Source organism: Streptococcus sp. NLN64, from assembly GCF_015831295.1.
In the GTDB taxonomy this organism is placed as follows: Bacteria; Bacillota; Bacilli; order Lactobacillales; family Streptococcaceae; genus Streptococcus.
Map to the genome: position 1 here is coordinate 1 of NZ_JADXDQ010000077.1, position 6,749 is coordinate 6,749.

The 6,749-nt window shown below is 35.9% G+C and carries 7 protein-coding genes; 5 read left to right on the top strand and 2 right to left on the bottom strand.

Going from position 1 to position 6,749, the window contains the following annotated elements:
• On the bottom strand, positions 1-282 hold a 282-nt coding region (locus I2503_RS08740), incomplete at its 3' end, for a transposase family protein (RefSeq protein WP_348769630.1).
• A gap of 363 nt (positions 283-645) precedes the next feature.
• Here I2503_RS08740 and I2503_RS08745 point away from each other — a divergent pair.
• The 4 genes from I2503_RS08745 (at position 646) to I2503_RS08755 (ending at position 4,299) form a co-directional block, all read left to right on the top strand.
• Positions 646-1,512: an Rgg/GadR/MutR family transcriptional regulator gene (locus I2503_RS08745; protein ID WP_196092328.1), complete on the top strand. Its 867-nt coding sequence runs from the start codon at positions 646-648 to the stop codon at positions 1,510-1,512.
• An 87-nt stretch (positions 1,513-1,599) separates the two neighbouring features.
• Positions 1,600-1,722, top strand: a complete 123-nt coding sequence (locus tag I2503_RS09830; RefSeq protein WP_267904639.1) for a ryptide family R-Y-crosslinked RiPP peptide — start codon at positions 1,600-1,602, stop codon at positions 1,720-1,722.
• Between the two features lie 11 nt (positions 1,723-1,733).
• Positions 1,734-3,137 carry a radical SAM/SPASM ryptide class RiPP maturase gene (locus tag I2503_RS08750; protein ID WP_196967700.1) on the top strand — a complete coding sequence of 468 codons (1,404 nt, stop codon included), beginning with the start codon at positions 1,734-1,736 and terminating at the stop codon, positions 3,135-3,137.
• Positions 3,121-4,299, top strand: a complete 1,179-nt coding sequence (locus I2503_RS08755; RefSeq protein ID WP_196967701.1) for an MFS transporter — start codon at positions 3,121-3,123, stop codon at positions 4,297-4,299. Before I2503_RS08750 ends, I2503_RS08755 begins: the two co-directional genes overlap by 17 nt.
• A gap of 228 nt (positions 4,300-4,527) precedes the next feature.
• Here I2503_RS08755 and I2503_RS08760 read toward each other — a convergent pair whose 3' ends face one another.
• Positions 4,528-5,019, bottom strand: a complete 492-nt coding sequence (locus tag I2503_RS08760; protein WP_196092326.1) for a Dps family protein — start codon at positions 5,017-5,019, stop codon at positions 4,528-4,530.
• Between the two features lie 202 nt (positions 5,020-5,221).
• On the opposite strand from I2503_RS08760, the gene tgt reads away from it, so the two are divergent.
• Positions 5,222-6,364 (top strand): tRNA guanosine(34) transglycosylase Tgt, encoded by a 1,143-nt coding sequence (gene tgt / locus I2503_RS08765; protein WP_196092325.1) that lies wholly within the window; start codon positions 5,222-5,224, stop codon positions 6,362-6,364.
• Positions 6,365-6,749 lie beyond the last annotated feature (385 nt).

Sequence of the window (6,749 nt, forward strand, 5' to 3'; positions counted from 1 at the left end):
TATAGAGAGATTAATCAAAACATTAGGATTTATAGTCGCTAGGACACGCTGCATGGTATCATGTGATGGAATCCCGTTTTCTAAGGATAAAACCGTACGAAGACTGTGTTCGTAACATTTCCCAAAATCTTCAATATCTTCCCAATACTCAGCTCCAGATAGGCGAGCAAAGAAAATAAGAAGAACGATATCAACGAGAGTATGACGAATTTTCCAACTCTCTCTCTTATCTTCAATAGACTTTAAATCATAACATCCATAAAAATGCCCTCCTAAGCTAATTATAGGCTTAAGAGGTCGTTTTTACGAATATTAATCGGTTACTGAAAATTTTCAATAGGGAGTTTTCTTCATGCGTTTGTCGTGGTGCGCATTGGCTATTATACAAAAAAATCTCCAAATGGGTTACGATATGAGCTTATAGCCCTTGTCCAAGCTACTTGTTGGGTGGTTTGGATTTTTATCTATGAATAATTTAGGTTGAACTTCCTAACCTACAACGATAATAATAAGGCTTAAAAATAGAGTTAACGTTAAATATAATTTACTTATTTTCATAAAGAACTCCTCTTTTCTTTTGTTACAGTATATACTATAGATATCTAAAAAAAGGATATTCCCGTATTTGCTTAGTGGAGGTAAATTATGGAAAAAATAGGTAGACTTTTCAAAAAGTTTCGTACAGCCAGAGGTTTGCGCTTGAAAGATGTGGCAAAGTCAGGGATTTCTATCTCTCAATTATCGAGATTTGAAAAAGGTGAAACAGATTTAACAATTACTAAATTTATTGCTATTTTGGATGAGATAAATATGCCAATTGATGAATTTGTTTATGCCGCACATGATTTCCGTAGAGATGAGCTGAATGAAATTCTTCAACAAATAAAAATATTTGTTAGCACAAAAAATATTGCTGGCATGAAAAAATTATTAATTAGCCAAACTGAAAAAAGAGATACTAGGATCCTATTTCATAGTTTAAATTGTATTTTGATAAAAATTCGTCTCCAAGATTTAACTGGGGAGACGTATTATACAGATTCTGATGTTGCTTATTTAACAAACTATCTGTTTAGTGTTGACTATTGGGGACATTATGAATTACTTCTATTCTCCAATACTTTAGATGTACTTCAACATGAGACACTAATGCTACTATGTAGAGAAATGTATAATCGAACCAATTTTTACAAGGACTTACCCAATAATAGAAGATTAATTGCTTCTATGCTATTAAACGCCTATATTACTTGTGTTGAACGAAAAGAATATCTGGATGCTATGTATTTAGAAAAACAACTCAAAAATTCTTATTTTAATGATACAGAAATGTACGAGAGATTGATTTTTAAATATGCACAAAATCTATTGATATATAGAAAGGATGGGGATCAGTTAGCAATGATCGAAATGAGGAAATGCATTGGGGTCATGAGACTTCTAGACTGTAATGTCCTAGCTCAACACTATGAAGATTTTCTTACCAAGTTAATAATAGAAAACGAGAACTAAGCATATATGGGAATTTTATTCGGAAAAGGTATAGGTGAAATATACTATAGTTGTAAGCTTACAAAAAATTTTTTTTGAGGTGATATTATGATTTTAGAATTTTCGGATGAAGAATTACGACAAATGAATGAAATTGATAATCTAATGGAACAAGAAGTTGAATTAGGAGACATAATTGTATGTCAAAAAACTATGCGCCGTAGATATTAGGAGGTTTTAAAATGGCGTATGAGGTAGTAAATGGCACATTAATTCCAATTAAGGAAAAAGGACAAATTAAAAAAATACCTCTTGATTCGATTTATTATAGAAATCTAACGGAAGATTATGCCTTGGTTATAAACTCTTTTAAAAATAAGATTTTGATCGTTGATGCAAGCTGTATTCGAAACAATATGCTTGAAATTAGTGAAGAGATGGAGGAATTATTAGTTACTCCAACAAGGTATCCTGATAGTTTTTCGGTAGACAATTTATATGATAATCAGAAGATATTAAATGCATACAATAGTATCTATATATCGTTTGCGATAACCTATTCATGTAATTTAAGATGTAGTTATTGTTTTCAGCAGCAATATAAATCGCTTGTTCGAAAACCGATTACTCTTGAAGAGTTGGAAGAAACATTGGCACAAATATCGATTCTAATTAGTGATAATCCAAAATTGAATATAAGCTTTGGTTTATTCGGAGGGGAACCTCTACTTCCTCAAAATGAACCTATTATTGATCGAATATTTCAGTACTGTGTTGAACACAAAATAAAGATAGATATTACAACAAATGGAATATTTTTACCTTTTTTTGCCAAAAAGCTTATAATTCATAGGGGTATTATCTCAGGGATTGCGATTACAGTTAATACTCTTCCTGAAAACTATGAAGAGGCTGTTAAAATAACAAAGGTTGCCAATAATACAAAAAAATTATTGAAGATTACACAGGTATTATTAGATTTTGGTTTGACTATTGATGTTGGAACAAATTTTGATAGGACAAATATTGATAATCTTATAAACTTATTTAATTACTTTAAGGAACATGGGTACTTTTCTAAATCGAATTTTTTCTGGAATATAGGTAGAGTAGACGATAGATTCTTTGACTCAGGATATGATGATTTTATTGTTTCGGAAGTCGATATACTTCTGGAATTGATAAAAATTAGAGATAATATTCCTGATAATCTACATGCAGGTTTTATTCAGACGTGCCAAAATCTAACAGATAAATTAGGATTATCTTTTAATCAACGCCAAAATAAAGGAATATATAATTATTGTTGGAATGTATCTCCTTATGATCGTGTTTTCTACATAGATAATGAATTAAATGTGTTCAGATGTACGGTTACAGTTGGTAGGCCAGAGTATATCCTGGGAAATTTGAAGACGGTTGATTTATTGAATTACCAACATGAAACGAGAACATTTTTAGATAACTCAAATTGTAAAAGTTGTGTTATAGGTGGTTTTTGTTCTGGAGGATGTGCTTTATCGGCTGATATAGATTTTCAAAAACAATGCTCTTGGGAACTACAAGAGTTTGAAAAGTTCGTAGACTTAATTCTCATTCCAGAAATTGTCTCTCTATTAGGTGAATTAAATGTCAAAAGCGTTTAAATTATTGATCGTATCTCAAGCTTTAGCTAATCTAGCGGATATTTTTTTACGAATATCGGTTATGACATATGTTTACATGTTATCAAAGTCTGCTCTGGTGACTGCCATTATTCCTATTGTAATTGGGATTTCCTCTTTTCTAGCTAGCCTGTTTCTTCCTCTATTGACGCAGAGTCTGGCTTTGAATAGAATTTTGTCTATAACACAGGCGGGTAAAACGATTTTTGTATTTTTTTTGTTACTAGCCCTTATGACAAAAAAACAAATGAATTTATTTATTTTATATACGAGTTTTAGCTTGATTTCTGTATTAGATGGTTTTGCCGTCCCTGCATCCCATGCTATTATTCCTCGATATGCTGACGATTTGGGAAAGTCTAATGCACTTTTTTCCGTAGTAAATGAGGGGATTCAGTTGATTGGATGGGGTTTGGGTGCTGGGATTGTTCCCTTGTTGGGGATGAAAAACTCTTTCTTTTTGATACTGATGCAGTTTGCTTTGGCTTCCTTTCTCCTTTTCCTTTTACCAAAATTAGAGATAGGGGAGGTGGGGACAACATCAAATTGGACTATTTTATTTAGAGGATGGAGTCTGATTAGGAAGAATAGCTCTCTCCGTTTGATGTTGCAAGTTAATAGTTTGGAAATAATGGCCAATACAATTTGGGTATCCTCGATTCTCCTTGTTTTTGTGAGCGTTGTTCTCAAGGAGACAGAAGTGTACTGGGGTTATGTTAACATTCTTTTTTCACTGGGGAATATTTTTGGAGGGTTAGTAGCATATCGGTATTCAGAGTATCTCCTTAAAAGGAGATGGGAGAGTATGTTGTGTTCGGTACTTCTGATGGGATTGCTGACATTTATTTTAGTCCAATTCCCGAATCCTTTTCTATTTCTAACCATTTCCTTAGGGATTGGAGTCTTTGCCCCTCTTAAAGAGGTCCCGGAAAATGTGATTATTCAAGAGGGAGTAGAGGAGCTCTATCTGGCTTCTGTTTATGCGGCATTTGAAGTTGTTTCGACCATTGTTTTTTCGATTTCTGTAATGATTATGGGAGTTATTTCTGATAGATGGGGAGTTCAAATGACTTTCTATCTAGCAACTTTCTGTCTGATAATAGAGTCGTATTGGATCTATAAGCAAAAATCAGCATTAGTGTGAAGTCTGCAACAAAAACATTGAGTTTTTAATTCTAGACTCAATATTTTTTCTATCTAATTTTGCAGCAGAAATATGCAGGATTGGTGATGTTACGCTCTAGATCTTATGGGTCTCTTTAATCGATTTTTGTTTCTTACATAAAGTGATCAGAAGCTCTTTAGATGTATTCATGAAGATTTGGAATTTCTGAGATTTTAAAACGCCCTCGATCGAGGGCGTTTTGGTCTATTAAGCTTCTTTCAAGTTGCTTGTTTGTTTTTGACTTGCTAATTGTGGTGCCAAGCCAAGTTCTGCAGAAAGCATCCAGAGATTTTTCTCAAGTTCGCCTTTAGCATCTTCAAAGAGGCTGTTTGTTACGTTTTCACCGTCTTCGTCTGTGACATCAAGGCCTTCTTGGAAGAGTTCTGTCAAGTATTGGAAGATTTCAATGACGCGTTTTAAACTATCTTCAACAGATTGGAATTTGCCAGGAGCTTCTTCAATTTTTGTATATTGGATGAACTCAGTGAGAGTGGAGTAAGGAGCGCCACCGAGAGTGATCAAGCGCTCGCTCATTTCATCCAAAGTTTCATCGATGAAGTCCATGTACTTATCCATTTTTGGATGCCATTTAGAGAAGCCAGCACCTCGCATATACCAGTGTACTTGGTGAAGTGCGATGCGAGAAGCATAGAGGTCAGCAACAGATTGATTTAAAATAGCCAGTGTGTTTTCCATCATTCAATTCCTCTTTTCTTATTTTGATAGTTTAATTATAATCATTCTAAATAAGAAAGTCAAGGAATTATACGCTCCTGAAAAAAGTTGCACAATTCTAATATTCAGATAATTTAAGACCAAAACAGTCTACTGACAAGCCTTGCTCTTTTTTGCTACAATAGGGACAGCAACTAGGACTGTTTTTCCTAGGGAAGGAGAAAAGATGAAAGATTCACCAATTCAGTATCGTCTGATTAAAAAAGAGAAGCACACGGGAGCCCGGTTGGGGGAAATTGTGACCCCACACGGGACTTTCCCGACGCCTATGTTTATGCCAGTAGGGACCTTGGCGACTGTAAAGACCATGTCCCCAGAAGAGTTGAAAGAGATGGGTTCTGGGATTATTCTGTCCAATACCTATCATCTATGGCTGCGTCCAGGGGATGAGTTGATTGCTCGAGCTGGTGGTTTGCACAAGTTTATGAACTGGGATCAGCCGATTTTGACGGACTCTGGTGGTTTCCAAGTTTATTCCTTGGCGGATTCCCGGAACATTACAGAAGAAGGGGTTACCTTCAAGAATCACTTGAATGGGGCTAAGATGTTCCTATCCCCAGAAAAAGCCATTTCGATTCAGAACAATCTAGGGTCTGACATCATGATGAGTTTTGATGAGTGTCCCCAGTTTTATCAGCCTTATGACTATGTTAAAAAATCCATTGAGCGGACTAGCCGCTGGGCGGAGCGTGGTCTCAAGGCCCACAAAAATCCCGATCGCCAAGGGCTGTTTGGAATTGTTCAGGGGGCTGGCTTTGAGGATCTCCGCCGTCAGTCTGCGGCAGACTTGGTGGCAATGGATTTCCCAGGTTACTCCGTGGGCGGCTTAGCGGTTGGCGAGACGCATGAGGAAATGAACGCGGTGCTGGACTTCACCACTCCCCTTTTACCCGAAAACAAACCGCGCTACTTAATGGGAGTAGGAGCGCCGGATAGTTTGATTGATGGGGTTATTCGCGGAATCGATATGTTTGATTGTGTTTTGCCGACACGGATTGCGCGCAATGGAACCTGTATGACCAGTCAGGGTCGTTTGGTGGTTAAGAATGCCCAGTATGCTGAGGACTTTGGTCCGCTGGATCCTAACTGTGATTGCTACACCTGTCAGAATTACAGTCGCGCTTATCTCCGTCATTTGCTCAAGGCGGATGAGACCTTCGGAATGCGCTTGACTAGCTATCACAATCTTTACTTCTTGATTGATTTGATGCGGAAAGTCCGCCAAGCGATTCTGGATGACAATCTCTTGGAATTCCGTCAAGATTTTGTGGAGCAATACGGCTATAACCGTTCCAATCGTAATTTCTAAATAGAAGAAAAAGGGGTTCCCAAAATATGGAGAACCCCTTAAAATTTTTAACGATACCTCTATTATAACATTAAAAAAACTAAAAAAGTAGACTATAAAATAATTTGTTTCTTGGTATAATTGAATTGAGAAAGCGTTGTCATTTGTTTGAACATGGAAAGGAGGATTATTATGATGCACATGTTTAATCAAGATAAAGTTCAGCGTTTTTCGCTAAGAAAATACTCGATAGGCTTAGCCTCGGTATTATTAGGAATATTTTTATTTGAAAATAACACAGTAAAAAAGCGCAAAAAAACACTATCTGTGTTATACTTAAGGTGAACATATTTAAAAATGTCTTAAGGATGTTGCCGCATCCCTAATGCTTTTACTGCTTCATAAG

Excerpts from the sequence above, each read along its gene's own strand:
- I2503_RS08755 (WP_196967701.1), top strand. The coding sequence starts at position 3,121 with ATGTCAAAAGCGTTTAAATTATTGATCGTATCTCAAGCTTTAGCTAAT.
- I2503_RS08760 (WP_196092326.1), bottom strand. The coding sequence starts at position 5,019 with ATGATGGAAAACACACTGGCTATTTTAAATCAATCTGTTGCTGACCTC.
- I2503_RS08750 (WP_196967700.1), top strand. The coding sequence starts at position 1,734 with ATGGCGTATGAGGTAGTAAATGGCACATTAATTCCAATTAAGGAAAAA.
- I2503_RS09830 (WP_267904639.1), top strand. The coding sequence starts at position 1,600 with ATGATTTTAGAATTTTCGGATGAAGAATTACGACAAATGAATGAAATT.
- tgt (WP_196092325.1), top strand. The coding sequence starts at position 5,222 with ATGAAAGATTCACCAATTCAGTATCGTCTGATTAAAAAAGAGAAGCAC.
- I2503_RS08745 (WP_196092328.1), top strand. The coding sequence starts at position 646 with ATGGAAAAAATAGGTAGACTTTTCAAAAAGTTTCGTACAGCCAGAGGT.